The 23,784-nt window shown below is 45.1% G+C and carries 15 protein-coding genes; 6 read left to right on the top strand and 9 right to left on the bottom strand.

Going from position 1 to position 23,784, the window contains the following annotated elements:
• Positions 1-895: 895 nt before the first annotated feature.
• From ASG93_RS21625 to ASG93_RS21605, 5 genes are all read left to right on the top strand, one after another.
• On the top strand, positions 896-2,677 hold the full coding sequence (locus tag ASG93_RS21625) for a sensor histidine kinase (protein ID WP_056835093.1): 1,782 nt from the start codon (positions 896-898) through the stop codon (positions 2,675-2,677).
• Positions 2,678-2,681: 4 nt separating this feature from the next.
• Positions 2,682-3,902 (top strand): helix-turn-helix domain-containing protein, encoded by a 1,221-nt coding sequence (locus ASG93_RS21620; protein WP_056835090.1) that lies wholly within the window; start codon positions 2,682-2,684, stop codon positions 3,900-3,902.
• Positions 3,899-5,179 (top strand): ABC transporter substrate-binding protein, encoded by a 1,281-nt coding sequence (locus tag ASG93_RS21615; protein ID WP_056835089.1) that lies wholly within the window; start codon positions 3,899-3,901, stop codon positions 5,177-5,179. Before ASG93_RS21620 ends, ASG93_RS21615 begins: the two co-directional genes overlap by 4 nt.
• Before the next feature lie 215 nt (positions 5,180-5,394).
• The gene (locus ASG93_RS21610) at positions 5,395-6,855 is read left to right on the top strand and encodes a glycoside hydrolase family 68 protein (protein WP_056835087.1); all 1,461 of its coding nucleotides are present in this window, start codon (positions 5,395-5,397) and stop codon (positions 6,853-6,855) included.
• A 181-nt stretch (positions 6,856-7,036) separates the two neighbouring features.
• Positions 7,037-8,494: a glycoside hydrolase family 32 protein gene (locus ASG93_RS21605; RefSeq protein ID WP_321166699.1), complete on the top strand. Its 1,458-nt coding sequence runs from the start codon at positions 7,037-7,039 to the stop codon at positions 8,492-8,494.
• Between the two features lie 57 nt (positions 8,495-8,551).
• Here ASG93_RS21605 and ASG93_RS21600 read toward each other — a convergent pair whose 3' ends face one another.
• Positions 8,552-9,262, bottom strand: a complete 711-nt coding sequence (locus ASG93_RS21600) for a TetR/AcrR family transcriptional regulator C-terminal domain-containing protein (protein WP_056835085.1) — start codon at positions 9,260-9,262, stop codon at positions 8,552-8,554.
• 111 nt (positions 9,263-9,373) lie between these two features.
• Between ASG93_RS21600 and ASG93_RS21595 the strand changes: the two genes are divergently transcribed.
• Entirely contained in the window at positions 9,374-10,054 is a 681-nt protein-coding gene (locus ASG93_RS21595; protein WP_056835083.1) for a DUF6022 family protein, read from the top strand.
• Positions 10,055-10,107: 53 nt separating this feature from the next.
• On the opposite strand, the gene ASG93_RS21590 is transcribed toward ASG93_RS21595, so the two are convergent.
• The 8 genes from ASG93_RS21590 to ASG93_RS21555 form a co-directional block, all read right to left on the bottom strand.
• Complete coding sequence (locus ASG93_RS21590; RefSeq protein ID WP_056835081.1) at positions 10,108-10,863, bottom strand: YheC/YheD family protein; 756 nt, start codon at positions 10,861-10,863, stop codon at positions 10,108-10,110.
• Between the two features lie 1,147 nt (positions 10,864-12,010).
• A complete protein-coding gene (locus ASG93_RS21585; protein WP_056835079.1) occupies positions 12,011-13,138 on the bottom strand; it encodes a cytochrome P450 in 1,128 nt (375 codons plus the stop codon).
• Positions 13,139-13,212: 74 nt separating this feature from the next.
• Positions 13,213-13,791: a TetR/AcrR family transcriptional regulator gene (locus ASG93_RS21580; RefSeq protein WP_056835077.1), complete on the bottom strand. Its 579-nt coding sequence runs from the start codon at positions 13,789-13,791 to the stop codon at positions 13,213-13,215.
• Between the two features lie 1,141 nt (positions 13,792-14,932).
• Entirely contained in the window at positions 14,933-16,900 is a 1,968-nt protein-coding gene (locus tag ASG93_RS21575) for a glycoside hydrolase family 15 protein (protein WP_056835075.1), read from the bottom strand.
• A gap of 222 nt (positions 16,901-17,122) precedes the next feature.
• Positions 17,123-20,317, bottom strand: a complete 3,195-nt coding sequence (locus ASG93_RS21570; RefSeq protein ID WP_056835074.1) for a 1,4-alpha-glucan branching protein domain-containing protein — start codon at positions 20,315-20,317, stop codon at positions 17,123-17,125.
• Positions 20,314-20,832, bottom strand: coding sequence for a DUF4912 domain-containing protein (locus ASG93_RS21565; RefSeq protein WP_082615013.1), 519 nt, complete (start codon positions 20,830-20,832; stop codon positions 20,314-20,316). Before ASG93_RS21565 ends, ASG93_RS21570 begins: the two co-directional genes overlap by 4 nt.
• 159 nt (positions 20,833-20,991) lie before the next feature.
• Entirely contained in the window at positions 20,992-21,204 is a 213-nt protein-coding gene (locus ASG93_RS21560; RefSeq protein WP_056835070.1) for a hypothetical protein, read from the bottom strand.
• Positions 21,205-21,270: 66 nt separating this feature from the next.
• Positions 21,271-23,685 (bottom strand): sugar phosphate nucleotidyltransferase, encoded by a 2,415-nt coding sequence (locus tag ASG93_RS21555; protein ID WP_056835068.1) that lies wholly within the window; start codon positions 23,683-23,685, stop codon positions 21,271-21,273.
• Positions 23,686-23,784 lie beyond the last annotated feature (99 nt).

Here is a 23,784-nt window from a genome sequence, read left to right as displayed (position 1 = left end):
AAAATACCTGCACTTTCGCAGTTATTTTGGCTCTTGAATAATAGTTCTCCTCGACATGCCGCGTTGCGGCACCACTGATGAATGAAAATTTTTAATTTTCAGGGCAGAAAGTATAAATTTTTATTACACTTCGCGTCATAAGTCTTGACAAACGTGCTCGCCCCAAAAGGACGACGGAGTCGTTTATCCTTATTTAGCATATAAGCAAAGTAGAAAGGTAAGTTTCCGATTTTAGAGTCATTCACGAAGGGAGAGGAGCGAGATTTAGGCAGCAATTGTTGTACTTTTTACAACATCATGTAACTGAGGTACGGGTGGATAAAGTCGATGCTGGAGAGCCCCGAATTTTATCAAATCGCTGTCGTGGATACAGCGTTAGCGGCTCAAAATACGCTGCTTGCTGCTGATTCGATGGGCGATTACAAGAAATTTGGCACGACTGGATGAGCTGCTGCCTGGCCGTTGGTGTACCGGATCTATAGACGGAAGTCAAGAATTGTTCATCCACCTGTAAACATATTCTCTTATATCTGTTTCCCAAAATCAACACGTACCGGCATCACCAGATTTAGCGGAACGTAGAAGCTTTATTTTTCTCAAAACAACGTAATTCACGTTTTCGCGGAACGAGGAGCCTTTATTTCCCGCTTTCGAGGTGGAAAACCGTTAAAACGCCAAAATAGAGCCCCTACGTTCCGCGTGCGGGTCCCGCATCGACATAACCACCGAAATAACGGCTCCTCGTTCCGCGTAGGGTGACTTTGTTCTTGAAACATTTCTACGGACTGATTTTTTCGTCAAAGACCGAATACTTTACAGATATTGGAGAAACAAATCACAATGCTAAGAGGTTAGAATAATAGTAAGGTGATTTTTAATAAAAGGAGTACCTTTTGTGAAAAGCATTCAAAGCCGTTTATTGATCATGCTGCTTGTTTTTATTATCCTACCGTATTTTCTGTCCATGCTATTGATTTATAGTCAAACGAAAGAGAATGTGGAACGGCATGAGCTTGAGAACAGCCGCGAGCAAATTGGGCAGGCGTCCGAAGACCTGGAGCAATACTTTGAAGACATCGTTAATCTTCCGTATATTTTATACCGAAATCCCGACTTGTTCATGATTTTCGAAAAAGGCTTCGAAAGGTCCCTTTATTTCAACCAGCTTGAAATTAATAAAGGCATGACAACCTTTTATCTGATGAGGAATGAAATTAGGCAGGTTCGGTTTTACATCGAGGAAGGAAAAAACTCGTTTACGGTTTATAATTCGATGATTAGCGCCCGCAAGAGGCAGCCGGATTTATTGAAAAATGCCGCTATTCAGAAACTATTAAACTCGGATTCGAACTTTTTAATCGAACCGCCTCATCAGATTGAAAATTATAACAATACAGCAATTATGCCCCCTTCAGACAAAACGATGGTATTGACGATCCATCACAAAATCTTGGACGCCCTTTCGAAAGAATTTCTCGGCATCATCACGATAGACATCGATTTGGACAAATTTGCTCGCATCTCAAATCATTTTATCCAGAAAGAGAAAGAATCCGTATTGCTTTCCGATTCGGATGGTCATGTCATCTATGCAAGTGATGCAGCCATGATTGGCAAGGCCATTCCAGAAGAATTACAAAAGAAAATCAGTCAGTCGGCTGCAGGCGCACAGTTTTCGAATGGCGATATTATCTTTTCCAAAACGTTGTCGGAACCGTTAAATCAATGGCACTTGGTTAAGATAACCTCAAGCAAATTCTTATTTAATGACGTGAGGAAAACCGCCTACAAGAACATCATCGTCGGTGTAATCGTGGGAGTTCTGGGCTTAATCATGATAGCCATCATATCATACAAGATTACTCGTCCGATCAAGCTGCTTAGCCGGAAAGTGCTGAGCATTGAAGGCGGGAACATGAATGCTCCATTTGACGATAAGAGGGAAGATGAAATCGGTAATCTGGAGAGGCATATCAAGGACATGATGAACCGGATCAATCGTCACATCGACCGTGAGTACAAGCTGGAGATTGAGAACAGGAAGAATCAGCACAGAGCGCTAAAGTCCCAGATTAATCCTCACTTTTTATACAACTCCCTACAATCTATTGGAGCGGTTGCCTTATTGAGCGAATCTCCCAGAGTATACGAATTGGTAGTTTCCTTATCCAAAATGATGCGGTACGCCATTCGTGTGGATCAACAGGCCACAGTTCGGAGTGAGGTGGATTATGTAAGAGCGTATTTGAACCTTCAAGAGGAGCGTTTTCAAACTGATTTCAGCTATTCCATCGACATACCCAAGGAAATTGTTGGTATTTCTGTTCCGAGTATGATTTTGCAGCCGCTCGTTGAAAACTTCTTTAAACACTGTTATGAAGAGGGGTTCGAACAAGCCCACTTGCGTATTTACGGTGAATTGCGAGGTGAATATTTGAATCTGGTTGTAGAAAATAACGGCCACAGTTTGACGAATGATGAGATGACCGCTTTAAAGAATAAAGTCTACACGCCAGTATACGAAGGAAACTATTCGCTCCAGCATATCGGCTTGAAAAACATTCATGACCGCTTGGTACTTCATTATGATACGACAGCAGGAATCCTGCTTGATTCGATGCAGGGACAAGGGTTTTCCGTTCAGCTGGTGATTCCGCTCTACCTCAAGGAGGATTGACGTAATGAAAGCTCTTATCGTGGATGATGAGTCCAATGTGAGGAAAATTATTCGTTTTATGGGACAGTGGCAGAAACATGGGATTACCGACATTTTGGAAGCGAGAAATGGTGAAGAGGCAAAAGCGTTGATTGATCTGGAGAGTCCGGAAATCATCATGACTGACGTGAAAATGCCCAAAAAGAACGGGATTGAGTTGATCGAGTGGTTGGATGCCAATTCCTATCCTGGAAAAGTGATTTTGATTACAGGGTTTGACGACTATTCCTTCATGCGTAAAGCGATTAAGCACGGCAGCTTCGATTATTTGTTGAAGCCTATCGAAAAAGAAATGCTAAACGAAACACTTGCGAGAGCGGTAGAAACCTGGAAAAAAGAAGAGGAAGAACGCAGCCATGTAGAGCCGGGCGTCTATGAAGAGGCCAAGAAGCTTCTCTTAAACAGGGGGGTTACCTCGGCATGTAACGGGGAACTTTTTGATCCGGGCGAAATTGCCATGTCTCTTCCGCAAGCGGACGCATATGATCTTACCTTGATTTATTTTTACCAAACCCATCATTCGGAGCCCTACCTCCAGCATTTGACGGATGAACTGGTTACTCGGGAATGGGGAAATGCCTATGCTCTTCAGAACGACCCTAATGTCTGTGTGATCCTTTCTGTTCGCGGCCAATTCTTCCCTATAGAGGAATGGATTACACAGCACATAGATATTCCCCTTCGTCTGGTTAGCGGCCTCCCACTGACATCGCTTAAAGAACTCCCGCAATCTTTTCAATCTGCGCAAAGGGCAATGGCTGAGCAAAACTTCAGAGCCATACATCGTTTGACGGATTTGGATGATGCCAGGCGCATGCATGACATTGTTGCTTTTGTAAGTGAACATTATATGCAAGAGTTAAGTTTGGACAAACTGTCAACCCGGTTCTTCCTGAGCCGCGAACATATCTCCAGGCGATTCAAGCAAGAAAAAGGGATGACCCTCTCCAACTACGTTATTCAATTAAGAATAAAACAAGCCAAACAATGGTTAAGCCAAACGGACGAGAAAATGTACTCGATTGCGTTAAAGCTCGGGTACCAGGATGAAACTTATTTTTCGAAATTGTTTAAACGAATTGTTGGCATGACGCCTCTTGAATATCGGAATAAGGAGGGAAATCGGGAAATAACGGAATTGGGATTGGTTCATAAAAGTTGTAAATGTAACGAGGGGGAATCATGAAAATCAAGGTTTTTCAATGCATGTTAGCCGGGTTGCTAACCCTTTCGCTTTCTGCTTGCGGGGCGGACAATCGTTCGGTGAAGGAAATGGATACAAGGAGTGCTGACCAGAACATCACTTTGGAGGTACTGAATCCCAAAGTGGAAATTTCCACGGAGTTTGAGCAGATGGTAAAGGAATACGAGAAAGAAAATCCGCATGTTGAGATGAATATTTTAACCTTTGGCGGAGGGGCAAACTACCTTGCCGAATTGAAAGCAAGATTTGCAGCAAATAAAGGTCCCGATATCTTTCCTAACGGCGGTTATGAAGAAGCGGTAGTCTGGAAAAGGTATTTGGAGGATTTGTCCGATCAGCCGTGGGTGAAAAATGTGGTTGATGAGGCCCTTGAGCCGATGAAGATGGACGGGAAAATTTACGGGATGCCTGTAAATTTGGAAGGCTACGGCTTTATCTATAATAAGGATTTATTCGCCAAAGCCGGTATCGATAAACTGCCAAAAACGCTTACCGATTTAAAGGCAGCAGCGGAAAAGCTGCATTCCGCTGGTATTACCCCTTTTGCAGTCGGATATTCAGATAGTTGGTTTTTCATTCTCATGTTGAATATTGCTTTTGCCCAGATGGATGACCCGGACGCTTTTATTCAAGCTTTGAACGACGGGACGCAATCCATCGAAGGGAACAGAAAGTTCGAAGATCTGACTCGAATGCTGGATTTGACCGTTCAATACGGCAATAAAGATTATCTGACAACCGACTATAATACCGAAGTCGCTTTGTTTGCAACCGGCCAATCGGCGATCCTTAAACAAGGGAATTGGGCTCAATCTAAGATTGATCAAATAACGCCGAATATGAATATTGGTTTTTTGCCCATTCCGATTAATGATGATGCCAGAAACGATGCCTTACCGGTGGGAGTATCCAATAACTGGGTTGTAAATAAAGAATCTTCGCCGGAGAAAAAGAAAGAAGCAAAGAAATTTTTAAACTGGATGGTTTCATCGGAACAAGGCAAAACGTTTATGAAGGAACAATTCCATTTTATTTCTGCATTTAAAAATATTGAGACGGACCGTTCTGGACCGCTCGTGGACGATATTATTCGTTACTCAAAGGAGCAGAAAACGTTGTCCTGGAACTGGTTTAAATTTCCTTCAAGGGCAAGAGAAGAGTTCGGCTATGCTATGCAAGCTTATGTAGGAAAACAGCTTAACCGCGATCAATTACTGCAGGAGCTCCAGAAATCCTGGAAAAAAGCTGAGCAGAAATAATTGGCTAGCACACATTTTAGATTCATAACCCTTTCGCCTCTGATGCTTAGTATCGATGCGGAAAGGGTTATTTTGTGCTTTGGGAAGCTCGTCCAGTTGAATCAATATAAGCCTGTAAATCTATCAATGTACGACATGTTCTTAAAGTTTCCTTTGCTTTAAACTATAAATTGTGGAGAGAAAAAAACATACAATAGAACAGGAGTTGTAAGATTATGAACATCAAAAAATTTGTTAAACGGGCAACAACAGTAAGCTTGACTACAGCAATGCTGGTAGGGGGCGGTGCTCAAGCATTTGCGAAAGAAAAAGGCAATATGGATTATAAAGAAGATTATGGTTTTTCCCACATTACTCGCTCCGATATGCTGAAAATACCTGAACAACAAAAGAGTACACAATTTCAAGCACCTCAATTCGATGCATCAACAATCAAAAACATTCCTTCTGCAAAAGGTTATGATGAGCAGGGCAACTTGATCGATATCGATGTTTGGGATAGCTGGCCGCTGCAAAACGCTGATGGAACAGTAGCCAATTATAATGGCTACAATATCGTTTTTGCTTTAGCAGGAGATCCTAAAAGAGGATGGGACACATTTGTCTACATGTTTTATCAAAAAGTAGGCGATACTTCTATTGATAGCTGGAAAAATGCTGGAAGAGTATTAAAGGATAGCGATAAATTCGTTCCTAACGATCCTTTTCTCAAATATCAAGCAGAAGAATGGTCAGGCTCCGCAACCTTAACATCGGATGGAAAAGTTCGCTTATTCTATACAGACCGTCAGGGTTGGGATCCCAATCACGGGTTTTATGGTAAACAAACCTTAACAACGACCCAAGTTAATGTATCTCAGCCTGATAAAAGTACGCTGAAAATTGATGGTGTTGAGGATCTCAAATCGATTTTTGATGGCGGAGACGGCAAAATCTATCAAAATGTTATGCAAGGTCAAACGGATGAAGGCGATAACCATACTTTAAGAGACCCTCACTATGTGGAAGACAATGGTCATAAATACCTTGTTTTCGAAGCCAACACAGGAACGGAAGTTGGTTATCAAGGAGAGGCATCGCTCTTCAACAAAGCTTTCTACGGCGGAAGCACGAAATTCTTCCAGGATGAAAAAAATAAATTGCTGCAAGGTCCTAAAAAACGTGCTGCTGAGTTAGCGAACGGCGCATTGGGTATTATTGAATTGAACGACGATTATACGTTGAAAAAAGTCATGAAACCGTTAATTGCATCGAATACAGTAACAGATGAAATCGAACGTGCCAACGTATTTAAAATGAATGGCAAATGGTATTTGTTCACAGATTCCAGGGGATCTAAAATGACGATGGATGGAATCGGCGGGAATGATGTCTACATGTTAGGCTATGTGTCCGATTCCTTAACAGGAACATACAAACCGTTAAATGACAGCGGACTTGTATTAAACATGAATCTTGACCCTAAAGAACTTACTTGGACTTATTCTCACTTTGCAGTACCGCAAGCTGACGGTAAAAATGTGGTTATCACAAGTTACATGACAAACAGAGGTTTATTTGCAGACCACAAATCTACCTTTGCGCCGAGTTTCTTGCTGAACATTAATGGTCCAAAAACTTCGGTTGTGAGTGATAGTATCCTTGCACAAGGACAGTTAACGATTGACACGAAGTAGATTAACAAAATGAAAACATTCTCAATAATGCAAAAGAAAATGCCGATGTAAATCGGCGTTTTCTTTTTTTAAAAAGGAATAAACAGCAGCACAGCGAGGCGGTGTCAACTTGAACGATACACCAAATTATAAGAAAGCAGCAAAACGAATAGTTGTAGTTATGGTTTGTTTCGTTATTTTGATGAGCATAGGAAAGAACGAAACCATCGATTCCGTTAGGCCAACGTATCGAGCTAGCTATCATTTCACTACGCCCGACAAATGGAAAAACGACCCTCAGCGGCCGATTTATTTGGATGGAAAGTATCATTACTATTATCTCTATAATCATGATTATCCAAACGGAAATGGAACCGAATGGCGGCATGCGACATCAACGGATTTGGTGCATTGGAAAGATGAAGGGGTAGCCATTCCTAAATATACAACCAGCAATGGCGATTTATGGAGCGGATCAGTCGTTGTGGACGAGAATAATACGGCAGGCTTTGGAAAAGAAGCGCTTGTCGCGATCATGACACAGCCGTCTGCAGAAGGCGGGAAGCAGGAACAATATCTATGGTACAGTACGGACAAAGGAAAAACGTTTAATTCTTACCGTGACGATCCCATTATTCCGAATCCGGGCACAAAGGATTTTAGAGACCCGAAAATCATCTGGGATCAACAGATTAATAAATGGGTGCTGGCAATGGCGGAAGGGACGAAGATTGGTTTTTATGAATCTCCGAATTTAAAAGATTGGCATTATACGAGTGGTTTTATGACAGAAAATATCGGAATTGTGGAGTGTCCTGATCTTTACTTGATGCGTACGAATGACGGGATCAATAAATGGATTCTTGGTGTCAGCGCAAATGGTAAGTCGGCAGGTCAACCAAACACTTACGCCTATTGGACTGGACATTTTAATGGAAAAGAATTTTTCCCGGATCAAAGTAACCCTCAGTGGTTGGATTACGGCTTTGATTGGTATGGTGCCGTTACGTTTGAAGAAGGGAAAAATAGCGATAAATACAATCATCGGTATGCTATGGCTTGGATGAATAATTGGGATTATCCCCATAATACGCCAACCCTTCAAGAAGGGTTTAACGGGATGGATTCGATTGTTCGTCAAATTAATTTAAAACATGATGGCGATACGTATCGTTTGGTTTCACAACCCATTGAAGCATTAAATCAAATGACACATACAACGGATTCGTTGAAACAAATAGAGGTTAATGGCTCTAAAACTCTTCATATAACAGGCGATGCATATCAGTTTGAGACAGATATATCGTGGTCAGAGATCAAGAATGTAGGATTAAAACTTCGAGAATCAACAGACAAAAACCGTCATGTAGATGTCGGAGTGTCTATAGAAAGCCAATATGCTTATGTCAATAGAGCTTTTACAGGGCAGCCCGACAAGAGTGGTAAATATGTTGAAAGCAGGTCACCTTTTGATGTGAGTAAGAAAAACGTTCACTTGAAGATTCTCGTCGATAAAACAAGCATTGAAGTCTTTATGGATGATGGAACCATCGTTTTTTCCAATGAAATCTTCCCGGAATTAAACGATCAAGGAATTACCCTTTTTTCTGAAGGCGGCACCGCGATCTTTAAAAATGTTGTAATCAAGCACTTCAACTAGCGGCTGTTCCAGACTCTATACGTCCGGAATAGCCGCTCTTGTATTTAATAACTATTTTTAGCCTCTTGCAAGCTTATCAACGAAACCAGCAAGCAGCACATCCAACCCGAACGAAAACTCTTCTTCCCAATTCACAGAAGTTGTATAAGCGGCGAGGCGGATAAAGTGGGGATATCGCTCCTTGGGCAATGCCTCAATCTCTTTGAATCTTGTCTCCGATTCTTTCTGGTTTTCCTCCGAAAACTTCGCCCGATCCTGCAATCGGCATTCTTCATCGACGAAGCCGTAGATGAAGTTCTTGAGCATGGCTGCAAGCCACGGAACTTGGTCATCCTTAAATCCAGCTTCGACGAGCACACGAAACAGAAATTCGATATGGGCCAAACGGTTAGGGCTTGCCGCATGCGTTGAGTTCATAATATGCACAGCGTCTGGGTATTGCAGCAGACTAAGGCGGAAGCTCCTCGACCAGAGGCGCAGCTGCATTTTCCAATCCAAAGCAGTATCGGGAAAATCAATCTTGGTGCTGATCTCTTCGGCCAATAGATGGAGCAGCTGTTCTTTGTCCTTCACATGGTAGTACAAAGATGCGGCTTTCACGCCTAGTGAGTCGGCGATTTTGCGCATGCTGATGCCATCCAAGCCCTCGGCTTTCAGCAGTTCCAGCATAATCCCGACAATCCGGGCACGGTCGAGAGGCGTATGAAGCGGCTCACTCCGATTCGTGTCCTCATCTGTCGTTAAGGGATGAATTCGTCTTCTTGCCATGTCAGGTCACCTTCCATTTTATCTCTTGACAAGTATAACACAAGAGTTTAATCTAACGGTATTATATTATTATTTATCATCGTTAGATTAAATAAAAAGGAGTGCATAAACATGCAAACGACCACAATTGAATCCATTGCCCGTACCGCCGGAGATATTTTATCCCATGCGTGGAAAACCTTCTTTGACGAAGAGAAGGATGAACTGACCGAGATGTTCAAGAAGTTCGGCGATCGTGCCTATGGCGCGTGGATTCAACAATTTATGGCGCCGGTCGCAGAGCGGCTTGCCGCTGATGGATTCATCATCAGGGGCGGATTCAACTTAAAGGATTCCATTGAGAACTGGGGACCGCCCGAAGAAAGGGAACGCTGCGTATGGTATGTCGTGAAGACAGCGGAAGGTGAAGAGCTGGGTACGCTGGTGCTGCAGGTCTATCATTCGCACCGCTCGTTCTTCATGCCAAGAGCACCGCGGCTCCTGGCACTTGAAGTTACGGATCGGGAGGCCATTATCGCCGCACTCTCGGATGCTTCAACCCGAATCCGCTGGGATTTAAGGGAGGAACGAATGCCTCAACCGCAATTACAATCCTTCCCTAGACAGCAGTTCGAGTACGCGACAGATACTTCAATCGGAGATGGACTAAAGCCAGCAGCAGACAGTCAGCTGTACAGCTGGAATTTGGACGATGCGCTGGGCCATTGGGGGCGATACGGATGGGAACTTGTAACCGTCGTTCCAGCTGGAGACAAAGTGATTGCGTACTTCAAACGCCCGCTGAATGACTAAATAAAAATAACAGGCTGCTGACGGTAAACTCGGTGGCCTGCTGCACAAAGCACTTATTTAGACCTTCCATACTGCTTGGAAAAAGATAAAATACGACGATACATGCTTTTATCCTTCATGTGCTTCAATGGATAAAACTGGGGCCTGGTGTTAACCTCGAGGATCCAAGGTTTTCCTTTAACATCTAAAGCAACATCCAAGCCTAATTCTCTAAAGCCGTTCTTATAACTATCGAATTGACTTCCGACGGCACATCCCAACCGATCTAGTTTTGCTTTCTTTCTTCGGATAGATGCGCTTTTATATCCTGCTCCGGCCATTGTTTGAAAGAAATAACCAAGTTTTCCGCCTTGATGATAGTTCGTAGCGATCTTGCCCGTCCTGCCTATTTTTGTGAAAATAGCGCTGCTTATCCATTTTCCTTTGGTCGTCTTCTGAACCATAACACGTACGTCAAATGGTCTACCTTTCGTCGTGGCCAAGACTATACCCTGCTGAAGCAAAAATGATCTTTTTTTTGAAAATCGGCGAAGCTTGATGTATAAACTTTTCCTGCTTGAATAGTACGATTTAACGGATTTAAGTTGAATTTGATACCCACTATCTTTTCTTTTGATCCGAATGATGTCTGCTCCACCTGTACCACCGGTGGGTTTGAAATATATGGTAGAAAAAGCCGACAGCATCAAATTAAGATTTTTACTGTTGAATAGCATAGTACGAGGGATGAATTTTCTTAGCTTTCTATGCTTAACCAACCATTTAGTTTTAATCCATTTGCTTTTGACTGATAGGCTCTTGTATTTCATAGCGATAACCTCCCATGTCACAGAATACGCTTTAGGATAATTGCTTGTCACTACATTGGCCTAGTCGTGGGATTGCAAAAGTAGGTGGTGTTATGGCAGGAAAGTTGAGTTAATACCCCTCGGTTGTCACGTTCGAGAACGATGGGGATATCTGGTATGGAAACTTATGTTTGGTCCGAATACATGAATTAGGATGATTTTTTGTATCAGAACTAAGACTCTCAAAATGAGAGTATTTTTTGCCAGAATTCATATGTTTTGGGGTAGGGGGTAAGGCGAAAACTTCCTACTCTATATGCAGGTGTCTTAAATCGTGATCAATCATCAACTATGCTGGGTTGAGGTTGCTGGATCAATGAATCTCTATTCGCGGTTGAATGATGTTGTAGAACGTGCAACAATTGCTGCCTAATTCTCGCCATTCTCCCTTCGTTGTTGCATAATGTGCAACAAATTGTAAACAGGCCATTTCGCAACAAATCGGCTCGAAATGTTGTACAATAGAGTCAATTTCATAATTCAAAACCGTTGCTACATAAGGACTTATAGCGGCATTCAAAAACAGTCACCTACCCAAGATATCCATTTGGTGCCAAGATATCACGTTATTCTCTGTTTAAGCATTACAAATCAGGGCATTTAAACGGATAAATCCCTTTCTGAATTCTTTAATTGGTTTGAAGTCAATAGCTTGTACGATGTTTAAGGGGCCTTGTAGGAAATTCGGGCTTTTATAGTGAGATTAGCTCCATAAGGTCTTATCCGACGATATTTCTCCCGAATACGGTGAAAATGAAGAGATAGCAGTCTCTAAAGGCTCTTATCCGATTGCTTTTCCCCCGAATTCACACTTCACTTGAACGTTAAGAGTCTTTAGGGACTCTTATTTTACAAAAATACGCTGAAAATGAAGAAACAGCAGTCTCTAAAGGCTCTTATCCAACTGCATTCTCCCGGATCCATACTTGGAAAAATCGGACTTTTATTATGAAATTGACTCCAATATACAACTTCGTATTGCGAAATAGCCTTTTGGCGTGTGAATTGTTGTAGAGAATACAACATTGGTAACCTCAATAGCCCATTTGCCCTCACAAATGTACCCCAATCAGTCGAACTAAAACCATTGCACTGAACACAACTTCCATTACCGCAAAATAATAGGCATTTGTTTGACTCCAAACATCATCCAACTATCGATCCTCTTGAGCACATGGGAGCGATCGAGGTGGAACTCAGGGAATCGATTAAGCAGCGTTTGAATAGCAATTTTACTTTCCAAACGGGCTAATTGCGCTCCTAAGCAGAAGTGAATTCCGTGACCAAAAGCAAGATGGGGATTAGGATTCCGGTAGATGTTGAAGATGTCCGGGAGCTCGAAGATGTCTTCGTCATGGTTTGCCGAGCCAATCCGGATGTTGACCATTTGTCCGGGAGTTAGTGTTTGCCCGCGTAGAACTGTGGTCTTTTTTACCGTTCGAATCATCGTTTGCACAGGTGAACAATAACGAAGAACTTCCTCTAGAGCCTGTGGAACTAAGGATTGATCCGCCAAAAGCTGCTCTTTGACATCTGGATGGCTATCGAAGCAAAGAAGTGCCGACGAGATTAGGTTGGTTGTGGTTTCATTTCCCGCTACAAGCAGCAGGATGCAGAAGCCGATCACTTCCAGATCGCTTAATTGTTCGCCATCTGCCTTCACGCGGACGAGACGACTAATCAGATCATCCTGCGGTTCAAGCCGTCTCTGATCCGCTATAGCGGTAAAATAGTCACTCATCTCTTGTTGGCATTGGTAATATCGCTCGGAGTTGTTTCCGACCAGCGCATCCGACCATTCTTTGAAACGCTCACGATCTTCCTGCGGAATACCTAGCATTTCGGCAATGACGATAATCGGCAGCGGACTTGCAAAATCATGAAGCCCATCCATCTTACCGCTTGCTTCCATCTGGTCACACAACGCATTCGCTATCGCCTCAATCTTTGGCGTCAGTCCTTCGATGACCCGAGGAACAAAAGCTTGAGAAACAAGCATCCGCAATTGCCGATGTTTAGGCGGATCCTGTCTTAGAACACTCGCCTCAATTGGATCTTTCATCGTTTCAACACCTTGTGAAGAATAATGCTCATGATCGGAAAAGATAGCTTTGACGTCTTCGTATTTGAAAACGTCCCAGGAGTCATAATCCTTGTTATACGATACGGGGGAGGAGGCACGCATTTCTTTAAAATAAGACAAAGGGATCAATTCATTAACCGTTCTCCAATCCATATGGTCCACCATCGCTTCCATCTTCATTTATTTGAACTGACTAGTCAGTATGATAACTCGAAAAAAAGAGGCGGTTACTCACCGCTGGACATAAACAAACCTGACGTAATGATCGTATAAAAGATTTGCTCAATCTGATCACGAGACAATTCATTGCTGTTATTCAAAAAATAGTTACATGTGCTGTCGAGCATCCCAACGATTCCCGCCGCGGCCAAATTGCAGTTAACATTGCGAAGCACGCCTTCTTGCTTGCCTTCTTCTAAGACGCTGGCAAGAAAATGAATGTAGTCAATCCTTAGTTGCTTCAGTTCTTCCAGCACTTCCTGATCGATGCCGTTAGATAATTCATTGAAAACGATATGCGCTAAATGGCTTGATTCCAAAAACAGATCGAGATTGTGCCTGATGATCCTTTTGATTTGTTCTTCCAAAGTAAGATTGGCTTTAAGATCTGCCTGAACTTTATCAATTATTTCCTGAAAACCATCCTTAACAAGCGTCTTAAACAATTGGGCTTTTCCTGGAAAGTGATAGTACAATGTACCTTTGGCGACATTTGCTCGCAGAGCAATTTCATCCATACTTGCCCGATGGTAACCGTTTTCTGAAAATACTTCAACCGCTGTTTGGATAATTTTCTCTTTACTCAAGGAGATCCGCCTTTCGATGCTCAAGTTAAAACTGACTGGTCAGTACAACAAAAGTGTAACATATTGGAAAAAGAGATGTCAACTGAGAACGGGAGGAGACTGCAAGGAGGTTTTACTATAAAAATGAAATGAAAAATACCTCCCGGAATGAACAATTGTTCAAATCCATGGGAGGTAAAGTACGTTATAGTTTTTATCAGCTTATTCAATTCGCCTAACGATGAAAGTCGATTAGGGGACAAAATAAAGACTGCTTCGAACAGCGTGTCGGAGAGGGGAAACCGTTCGTCTCGTCTCGACTGGGTCCGCCTATGNCTAACGATGAAAGTCGATTAGGGGACAAAATAAAGACTGCTTCGAACAGCGTGTCGGAGAGGGGAAACCGTTCGTCTCGTCTCGACTGGGTCCGCCTATGTAGACTCGCTCGWCCGCTGCGGTCAATTGATGTAGTGACTCATTTAGGCATCAATCACCGAACTGCCATTCAAACGCTGCAGTTGCTCTGCACGAAAGGGTGGTTTTCCGCTGTCACAGGGGCAGYAGGGAAACACGACGTGCGATACGAACTTCAACGAAGCGTAAAACAGCTTTTGTAGAATGGCTGCATGTATACATCCTTTTTACCTCTTATTTAGCTCGGTAAATAAAATGCCTGCAAAAATACACTTTTTCGCAGGATGTAGTGACTCATTTAGGCATCAATCACCGAACTGCCATTCAAACGCTGCAGTTGCTCTGCACGAAAGGGTGGTTTTCCGCTGTCACAGGGGCAGCAGGGAAACACGACGTGCGATACGAACTTCAACGAAGCGTAAAACAGCTTTTGTAGAATGGCTGCATGTATACATCCTTTTTACCTCTTATTTAGCTCGGTAAATAAAATGCCTGCAAAAATACACTTTTTCGCARCTACTTCTCAGGTACAAGCAGAAATGCTGCAATAATACTGTAGATTTGCAGGAATTCCTCCCTAATCGTCGGACTCGATTGAAAAGACTGCACTTATGCAGGCTTTTTTAAATACCGTATTATTCGCTGGATAGTAAGCGGCTGTATCCCCAACTTCTGTCTCGTTAATGAGCAAGTCTTGATTGAAGAACATCCTTACTTCGCTGTTGTCCCTTAAGGACGACGGAGTCGTTTATCCTTGCCTGGTAAGCTGTTTGTACTTGTTCAAGTATTTAACGACGGTCAGCACATAAGTAGCGTGTGACCATGTAAGTGGAGCAACGGATACCGGTTCACCTGTGAAAGGGTCTAATTGTTCCGACAGAACGCCGCTTTCCATTGCGTGTTTAACGACCCATTCGAGCGTTTGACGCGGTGCTTCGAGATCCGCGAGTGATTTGGCGTATTCGATTTCCCATTCGGCAATCCACAATGTACAGATGATCCATGGGTTACCTGGCACGTTCTCAATATCCGTGGAGCGTTGGAAGTAATAGTCATGATGATAACGAGCGGAACCTCCGACTTCGGTTTTGATCATTAGTCCAGCTTTGTTGGCTTTCATGGTGCTCACCACACGATCATCGTCAGCAGGCAGAACGCCGAATTCAAAGATGCCGTAAACAGAGCTTTCGAGCGTCATATCCTTTACCCATTCGCCATCTTCCATGTACAAGCCGCGAACGAATCGTTGTTCTCCTTCGTCCCACAGATGCTTGAGGATGCCGGATTTGATTTTCTCCGCTGTATGCCTGTAGCGATTGCTGCGCTCTTCATCTCCGAACAGGTTGCTGAAGTTGGAAGCGGCAATAAGTCCGCCATAAACCGCTGAAGCTGTAAACGTGAATATACCGTAACGCTCTTCCCACAGATCATAACTTGGCTTCGGCAAGTTCAATTCCTGATCAATGTAAGTGGACATGAATCTGGCCGCTCTGCGAATGAGATTGCGATAGAGGGATTGGGCGAATTCAAGACTTCCATTTTTCTGGAAATCCTGCCAAAGGGCAAATAACACAAGGGCAGTCTCATCTTCTTGAATAGGAAGCTGTACCCGTCCGGAATGAATGTATGGATGCCAACTGGAGCCTACGGTGCCGTCCGGATTGTATTTATGATGCAAGTAACCTTCGGGTGACAGCACGTTCGCACAGAAGTTAAAGAAAGGAATAATCATTCCTTGATAGCCAGCCATGGACATGGAATAAGCAATTAAAGCACCGTCACGAGGCCACATATAACTGTAATGATCGCGGTTGCTTTGCATAATATCGGAATCGTTCGCAGCGATGATCGCACCGTTTACATCCGTTTGGGTCCTGACAAGCAGTAGACTTTGTTTGAAAAGCCGTTGGACTTCGAGCGGCAGATCGCCGTAATCGCGCTCAATTTTGTTTGCCCATCTTTGCCAGTACACGGTTACCCGGTCAAGGAGTTTACCGGGGTGGCTGTCTTTGACATAGGCATCGAGTTTCTTGACTTCCTCCAGCGTTTTGCCTGCACCCATCCAATAATAGAGCGTTTGTTTGGCATTCGGCGGTACGAAGAGTCGAAAAGAAATGGTACTATCGACGGAGCCTTGAGCAATGGCATTACCCATCAAATGCCCATCTTCCGCGTCGCGCCAAGTTCCCTCGGCATTATAGAACCTTTTGACACCTGTAGAGTATTGATAAATGCCTTCGGTTCCTGTACTGCCGTTAAACATAAAATATCTGTCTTTCTTATAATGGAATACCGTATTATTCGCTGGATAGTAAGCGGCTGTATCCCCAACTTCTGTCTCATTAATGAGCAAGTCTTGATTGAAGAACATCCTTACTTCGCTAACGGTACTATTGTGATTCGTAATTTGGATACGTTTGAGGTATATATCCTCGCGCTGATGAACCCCGTCATTCATGAGCAGAGTGACACCAAGACCAGGATGTGTAGCTGTCACTTCGGTGACGAGCGAATCCTCCACGTAGGCAAGTTTAAATTGCCATTCAGGGGCATTCAGCCAAGCGAAGGAACCATCTACCCATATACCAACTCTGCATTGATAACCGCCAATATGGTTAAGCTGGCCTACGAAAGGATAATACAGATCTCGCATGTAGGAATGCTGATCGAGGTTAATAAGAAATTTTCCGTTTCCGATGACCAGATGTCTAGGCAATAAAATCACTTCCCCACTCGTTTGTTTGATCGCGCGATTCAGAACCCGTCCTTGAGGTATCCAGCATGGGATATCGCGTCCTCGATTCGCTAGTGACTAGGACATAGTTAACACAGGGCTTGCCAATAGGTTACCTAATTCTTACCAAGGAATCAATGATTGTTTGAAAAAATTCTGAAAATTCCCACTGGTCACGCTTACAAACTGGCATAGTTATCCATATTATTTTATTATTTCCTTCTGGTTGGGGAATATACCTGACCTCTGTGGGTAAAGGAGAATCAATTTTTCGTAAGTTTCTGTTGTCAATTTGCTAATTTGATCCCAATGAAAGGTCTCGCTGACTTTGTTCAAAGCAGCTGCAGCGAGTTCGCTTGCGTTGTCGGGCTTTTCAAATAAATGGGTAATCTGAAATGCTAGAGCGTTAGCATCCCCCGGTAGCACTTTGCAGCCGTTAATACCATGGTCTACAATCTCAGCAAGACCTCCTGTATCCGATACGATGAGTGGTGTACCACATGCCATTGCTTCCAAAGCGACTAGACCAAATGGCTCATAGAGGCTTGGAATTACACAAAGCTCCGCGGAAAGCAAAAGCTGACTTTTGTCAATCTCATCTAGGAATCCTGTAAAGCTGACCCGGTCACCTAACGGCGCGGCCAATCGTTCTAATCCCTCAAGTTCTGGTCCTGTGCCCGCGATAATCAGTTTAGCTTCGGGGTAACGTTTGAGCACAAACCGCATGGCGGCTATGAGGATATGCACGCCCTTTTCATAAACAAGCCTCCCGAGGAAAGCAATAATTCGATTCTGTTCATGACCGCTACTAAGAGCATTAGAAAGAAGCGGATTAACATCCTCAAGGGGAACAGCAGCAGCGCGAAAAGGAATAACACCATTAGGTATATGTGCCGTTTTGTTGATAGGTACATGAAATAGGCGAATGACCTCTTGCTGCATATAAAGGCTGCAGACAACGAGCTGATCGGCTTCGTCGGCTAACTTATTTTCTAAGGCATGGATCCGTTGCTGCACCGGGGTATCCAGCTTCCCTTGATTTCGGCCATACTCGGTGGCATGGATTGTTGCAAGGAGCGGGAGATGAAGCTCATTTTTGGATTCTTTGGCTGCATAATAGACAAGCCAATCATGAGCATGAATAAGATCGAATTGCATGCCTTGCAAAGTTAAGCGTTGGATGGCATCGATGAAAGCCATGTTCATTTGAAATACCCAATCTAGGAAGTGAATGGCTCCAGAGGACTGGAGAACTTCTACACGGTGAATATGCACCCCATCAGACCGCTCATAAGGAAGACAATCGGGAGCAAGACACGTAATGACATGAACTTCATGGCCGAAGGCAGCAAGATGCTTAGATAAGTCGCAAACGGCTCTAGCGAGACCACCGATGACACGCGGCGGATATTCCCATGCGAGCATAAGAATACGCAGAGGTGATGACTTGGGATTTGATGAGAAGTTCAATGAACTACGATCCAAAGAGTTATTCGAACTTATTGAGGAGTTAGTTTGGAAAAGACGGTAGTGGAGCTCCGGTAGAAAAGGGGATCTCCGTTCTAAGGGAATCACAAATTCGGATAGCTCTTTGTCTGAAGCAGCTGTTTCTAGCCCGTTGAGTAATTTATGGAAATGGGATAAATGCGTTTCTATGCGGTTGGCCGCATAGGCAGTCACTGTTTCCGCATCTAGGATGAATGTCCAGTCGCTGCTTTGCGCGAGCATAAGCTCTCTCGCGGCTTGGTTCAGTGCACGCTGCTGCATCTTCGTGAGCAGCTCGGGGTTCGGGTGCTTTTGCGCAGCAAGCACCATACGATCCTCCGCCGCGTGCAGCAGCGGATGTACCCACTGGCTGCGCGGCTGCAGCCAGACCTCGGCGTAGCCGCCTCGGCCCCAGCTCGACACAGGAAGCGTAGCTTCCGTGGTCGGCGCATGGGCGGCGGCGTAGCCGCCTAACGTAGTCGTGGACACGACTACGCCCTCAAGGCTGCGCGCGGCAGCGAGCCCGCGCAGCACAGCCTCAAGCCACTGGTGGCCTTCGTACCACCAGTGCCCGAACAGCTCAGCATCGTATGGACATACGATGACCGGCGGTTCCGCCGGCCGCGCTTCGCGGTCGCCGGCGGCCAAAGCCAGCGCCTCGCGCTCCCTTGCGAGGCGGCGAAGCTGCGCCACCCGGCAGGCGACGAAATGCTCAGCATCCTGCTGAGCTTTCTGAGCGGCCCGCGCCGGGTGGTAGGGCGCTTTGGCGTCACCTGCGGCCGCGCCGGTGACGCTGTAGTACTTGAAGCCCGTATGGATGCGTGCGCCGTCCGGCAGCACATAGGGCTTCAAGTATTCCCACTCGGCCCCGCCGTCTTGGCCGAGGTCATAGCCGATATCGCGATAGTACTCGCGATAGTTGGCATCGCTCGGGTATCCGACTTCGGCGCTCCATACCTGAGCGCCGGCTTCGAGGTCCCGAGCAAAGGCGCAGGCGCCGCTCTGCGTGCGCAGCGGGGACGCCGCTGCGCTCTTCACCTTCGCGGTACCTTCAAATGCAGGTTCCTTCGTATTAGTCGTGTTCTTCTCTGTGCCCTCCGACGCCGTGCACTGCATTTTCGCCGCGTCCTCCTGCGGCGCTATCAAAGCCTGCGCGTGCGCATGGGCGTCCACTACGAAGTAGCGAATACCAAGCGCCTGCAGGTGAGGCTCCACCGCAGGCGTATAGCCGCATTCCGGCAGCCAGATGCCAGCCGGAGCGGCCCCAAAATGCCGCCGGAATTCCATTACGGCGGCTTCGAGCTGCGCGCGCAGCGCGGAGTCGTTCTTGACTAGCGGCAAGAACGCATGTGTCGCGGCGCACGTTATTAATTCTAAGCAGCCTGTGCTTCTTAGGCTGCGGAACTTACCTATCAGATCGCCTCGAAGGCGATCGTACAATACCATAAGCCGATGATACTGGTCGGCATAGAGCTTCACCGTGGGACCGAAGTCGGCATGACCCCACAGACGAATAACCTCTCGCTGAGCCAGTTCACACAGCGAGGATAGATGCCTGCGAAGCCTCTTTTTTAAACGTGAATCCTCGAGCATGGCAAGCAGCGTCGGGGACAAAGACAATGTGAGATGGAAAGGCACGTCATCTTCGAGAAGCCGATCCATCATTTCGATCAAAGGAAGATAACTATCGACAACGGCTTCGAAGAACCATCGCTCTTCTAGGGTGATGTTCTCCTCCTCGTGACGAACGTAGGGGATATGGGCATGCAAAAGCAAAGCAACGTAACCTTGTACGTTGGAGTTGGAATTGGAGTTGGAGTTTGGGTTGTTGTTGTTGTTGTTGTTGTTGTTGTTGTTGTTGTTGTTGTTGTTCGCATTGGAGCTGTTCGCATTGGCGCTAGAGTTTGTGCTCAATCAGTATCGCCTCCAGATTCCGTATCTGCTGAGTATGCGGTCTTCGGTGAATACACCGAATAGGCAGAGAAATGCTCATTAGCTTCAGGCGTCATTGGCTGAAAGGAAACGGCCATAGGCCGGTATGTAACTAGTTGATCATTCGTTATTAGGTGAGAAGGAAATTCTTGATTCGTATCTATAGGGGGAGTCAGAATCGTATTGGAACGCAGAAGCGGGAGAAACTGCCCCTGTTCATTCACAATGCCAAGATCCGCGAAGTAACGTTGACCTGGGTGAAACCCGCTCAGAAAGCATGATTCTCCGTGGGGGAGATGAAGTTCTGAGACGCTGTCAGCTTGGTGGCTATCAATTGGAAGATCGGCTACATGATAAAATCGCAATGTAGGCTGAAGCGCTTTCCAGTCTTTATCGAAATGTTCCTGTATCATGTTCTTTTTTCTGCCAGAGAGCTGCCAGTAGACAAACAGAACAGTAGGTGACTGGATAAGCAAGTGAAGTGTATCCCGATCCATAGGATCAACAGAGAGGACTTGGATAGGTATCGGACTCACCTTTCTCAGGGTAGTTGTGGAAAATAAGCTGCAAGGATCTTGAGCAACATTGTAGCATATGCACCATACAAACGAAAAATCTCCACCTTATGTCAAAGGGGGAGATCTCATGTATATCCTTTACTTGGTTGGAGTTTGCCCTTCCATGTACCGGTTCTCCGTAAGTCGCATTAAGGAATCGTACCGATTCACCGAAGAAAATATCAAGAGGTATTCGTCCTGTTTAACATTGGTATAAGATGCTTTGAAACCAGTATGATACTGCACGGTCATGCTGGAGGATTGATCGTCATACTGCACAAAAGCGATCTGTCTAGAAACGCTTGGAATCATATTCACGCCGCTCTCCCCTTCATCATAGGACTTCAGAATCCACGTATCGGATACATCTATACATAATTATGCATAACCAATGGCGTTTAGAATGTGTCCACGATAGGAATGGACGAGCCGCTCTGCAAGCTCAGGATCCGCCGATTGTGCTACGAGCTGAAAGACAGGATCATCGGCATCTGGCAGCAGCAGGACCCACCCATTCTCATGATAAAATTTAATTCCGTCGATTAGATCGAAAGGTACATCTTTCGTCCGTTCCATCATGCTCCGCATAACCTCTCCTTTGGAATCCCACGGACAATCGACATGTTCACGAAGAAGATGAAAGCTAGGAAACAAGGAGAGCAGATCCGAGAGCGGAATGCCGGTTCTTTCCAAATGGAGAATCACCAGGCCAATGGCAAAGAGAGAATCAAACGAGGGATGTATCCTCGCTTCTTGTGTAGCTTCCATGATGGCTCGTGACCATTCCTTCGTACGAACGATCTTCCCTCCAAGCCCCTCGGCCATGCTTTCTAGAAGCTGGGGTGCACTGACGGGTGCTCCAATGGTTGCTCCTGGACGGCTGTGCAAGTAACAAAGATAGAGGAAAACGGTTTGTAAATCGCTGTCTACAAGCTCACCTTTTTCCGTTATTAACTGCATGGTTCGTCCATCATCGTGGACAAGTAAACCGAGACTCGCACCTGATAACGGGATAAAGACGTGAAGCGGAACCTGCCTACTTGTAGATGTAACATGGATAGCTTCAAGCCCCAGTTTTTCAAAAAATGGAACAATGAATGGCTGCAGCCAAGTACTCGCTTCAATGACGATGCGAAGAGGGGATGCAGACTGATGATCACGTTCATATGCGATTTCTTCTGCCAAAGCATGGATATAGGTTTGCAACCAGTGCACTTCTTCTTTGTAGCTGCCAATCTGCTTCATCGAGGCCCGCCCATAATCTTCTTGCCAAAAGCTGTTTTCCACTTTACGCTCCGCCGATTTCGGAATAGGCAGTCCTTCAGCGTCCAAACAGAGCAGATTACAGACCTCGTTCTCTTTGCCTGACCATTCGAGATGGATTCCACCGGCAGCACCCAAATGACGAATAGCAAAGGTAGACGCAGATGCAAAGCAATCGCCCAAATCAATGACATGCGTTCCAACGGACTGAAGGCTTGCTGTCAGTGTACGCTTTAATAAACGAGTGAACGTATGGGGAGCACAGCTAACCATGAGTGTTTTGCCGGAGGCCAAGATTGCCCCGTATGCTGTGGCGAATTTAGCGACCAATTCCGGTGTTAAATCTAGATTAGGAATACCACTTACACCGTTTGTCTTGAATAACGATTTGGTTGCATGATCTCCCCAAATATAGGAGGTATGAAGCCGGGTCTTATCACGAATTTGTTTATGGGGCCAAATTTTCACGTTGGATTCAATGCGGCTTTTCGCACCGATGACCACATGGTTGCCGACTACGGAGCCATCCCCCAAATAGGATGCCTCTTTGCAAATAATTCGACTAGTCAGTGTTGAACCGGCCAATTCGTTGTGCTCAGCAATATGGTTGTGATCCCACAGCACGCTTCGTGTTAATTTGCTCCCTTTGGAGAGTCGATTATTTTGCCCTATGATGCAGTATTCGCCGATCTCTACTTCGTCTTCCAGGCTGCTCCCTTTCCCGATGAAAGCAGGTCCGATCACACGAGCGGTAGCACTTGTTTCTACATCATCAGCAATGTAGACACCGGGGCGGATCTGTGTTCCGTGAATGTCGAGCTTCACTTTCCCATCGAGCATGTCAAACTGGGTTTGACGATACTGCTGCAGGTTGCCGATATCCGTCCAATAACCGGAGCTGATATATCCATAGAGCCCTTTGTTTTCTTCGAGCAAGGCTGGGAAAAGCTGCTGACTGAAATCAAACTCTTGCCCAAACGGTATGCGGTCCAGCATCTCAGGCTCCAAAATATAAATGCCTGTATTTACCGTGTCACTGAACACTTCACCCCAGCTTGGTTTTTCCAGAAAACGGGTGATTTGCCCCTCTTCATTGGTGATCACAACACCGTATTCCAAAGGATGACTCACACGAGTCAGGATTAACGTGGCTTTGGCTTGTTTTTCTTTATGAAAAGCAAGTGCTTGCTCCAAATCAAAATCCGTTAATGCATCCCCGCTGATAACAATGAACGTATCGTCGAGAAACTCGTGCGCATGTTTGACACTTCCGGCAGTACCAAGGGGACTTGTTTCTTCAAAATAATGAAGATTGACGCCAAAAGCTTGTCCATTGCCAAAATAGTCGCGTATCACCTCAGGTTTATATTGCATAGTGACTGCTATGTCCTGAATGCCGTGATTATGGAGCAATTCAATGATATAGGCCATGCAGGGCCTACCGAGAAGAGGCACCATGGGCTTGGGGAGATGACAAGTAAGGGGCCGAAGTCGCGTTCCTTTGCCTCCGGCCATAATGACAGCCTTCATTGTGGTACCTCCTTAAAGTTTTCGTAAGAAAACTGGCGTCGTAAGCATTAACCTTAGAGTTTTGCTTTAGCAAAACTGGCATCGTAAGCATTAACCTTA

The sequence above is a fragment of the Paenibacillus sp. Soil787 genome (assembly GCF_001429545.1).
In the GTDB taxonomy this organism is placed as follows: domain Bacteria; phylum Bacillota; class Bacilli; order Paenibacillales; family NBRC-103111; genus Paenibacillus_E.
This window is presented reverse-complemented; position numbering and strand designations above follow the sequence as displayed.